General features: G+C 68.8%; 1 protein-coding gene. It reads left to right on the top strand.

Going from position 1 to position 1,554, the window contains the following annotated elements; all coding sequences use genetic code 11:
- Nucleotides 1-155: 155 nt before the first annotated feature.
- Nucleotides 156-1,334, top strand: a complete 1,179-nt coding sequence (locus Q8Q88_RS10945; RefSeq protein WP_305675225.1) for an integrase core domain-containing protein — start codon at nucleotides 156-158, stop codon at nucleotides 1,332-1,334.
- The last annotated feature ends 220 nt before the right edge of the window (nucleotides 1,335-1,554 follow it).

The following is a 1,554-nucleotide window of genomic DNA, read 5'->3' as shown; positions in this document are numbered from 1 at the left end:
GGGGGGAGAGGGTAGGGTGAGGGGGGCTTGTCGGTATGAACCGGGTAGATGCCTGACAGTTTGGACCGGGTTGCTCCCTGACAGTTGAGGCTGTGGAAGGGAGGGCCCTTCCGATGCCGTTCAGGGAGCTTGGGCGCTTGGAGCAGCGCGTGGCGATGCTCAGGGACTACGACACCGGCGCGTGGTCGGTGCGTGAGCTTTGCGAAGTTTATGGGGTGAGCCGCGAGACGTTCTACGTCCTGCGCGCGCGGCGGGCGTCTGGGGATCTGGCGTGGTTCTGCGGGCGCAGCCATGTGGCGGCCAGCTGTCCGCATCGGACGCCGGCGGCGGTGGCCCTGGCGGTGGCGGCGGTCCGGCGGCGCTTCCCCAGGTTCGGGCCGAAGAAGGTGAAGGCCTGGCTGGAACGGACGCAGCCCGGGACGGTCTGGCCGGCGGCGTCGACGATCGGCGACATCCTGAAGCGCGAAGGGCTGGTGACGGCCAGGTCGCGGCGGCGTCGGGGGCGGGAGCTCGGCCAGGCCGAGACGCTGGCCCAGGAGCCCAACGACGAGTGGGCCTGCGACTTCAAGGGCTGGTTCCGCACCCGCAATGGCATGCGCTGCGACCCGCTGACGATCACCGGCACGACGAGCCGCTACCTGATCGAGGTGCGCATCACCGAGCCCACCACAGACGGCGTGCGGCCGGTCTTCAGGCGGGTCTTCGAAGAGCAGGGGCTTCCCGCCGCGATCCGCTGCGACAACGGCCCGCCCTTCGGCTCGCAAGCCGCCGGCGGGCTGACCCGGCTCAGCGTCTGGTGGCTGAAGCTCGGGATCGCGCCGCACTTCATTCGCCCGGCCTCGCCGCAGGACAACGGCCGCCACGAACGCATGCACCGCACGCTAAAGGCCGACACCGCCAAGCCGCCCTGCGACAGCCTCGCCGAGCAGCAGGTCCGCTTCGACGCCTTCCGCGCCCACTACAACGACGAGCGGCCGCACGAAGCCATCGACCAGCCGCCGCCGGCGGCGCTGTGGCGTCCCTCGCCAAGGCCGATGCCCAAGCGGCTGCTGGAGCCCTGGTACGACCCGGACCACCAGGTCCGCCGCGTGCGAAGCAGCGGCGAGATCAAGTGGAACGGCGGCCTGGTCTTCCTCTCCGAGCCGCTGATCGGCGAGACCGTCGGCCTCGCCGAGCTGCCCAACGGAACCCACATCGTCCGCTTCTTCGACATCGACCTGGGTCTCATCGACCGCCAGGGACTCTTCCGGCGCTTCGCTCCGCTCCGCCATAGGCTGCGCTACGCGCCGGAAGACCCAAACCAGCAGATTCTGTCAGGCATCAACCCGGTCTGATCTGTCAGCCATCATCCCGGTTGCACATCCGCCGCACTGACCTGGTTGAAAGGCTGGATTGCGCCGCTTCGCGCCGCGACCCCTCACCCTACCCTCTCCCCTTTCGAGGCAGGGCTATCGCATATGGCCGAGGAGTGAGAGGAGGAAGGCGTCGTCCCATCCGGCTCGCTTGATCTTGCCCTTGATTGAGCTTTTCTCGGGGTGCTGGCGCAGGATGTTG

This window comes from Phenylobacterium sp., from assembly GCF_030697925.1.
Taxonomy (GTDB): Bacteria; Pseudomonadota; Alphaproteobacteria; order Caulobacterales; family Caulobacteraceae; genus Phenylobacterium.
The sequence above is the reverse complement of the archived record's forward strand: the minus strand, read 5'-3'. Positions and strand labels throughout refer to the sequence as shown.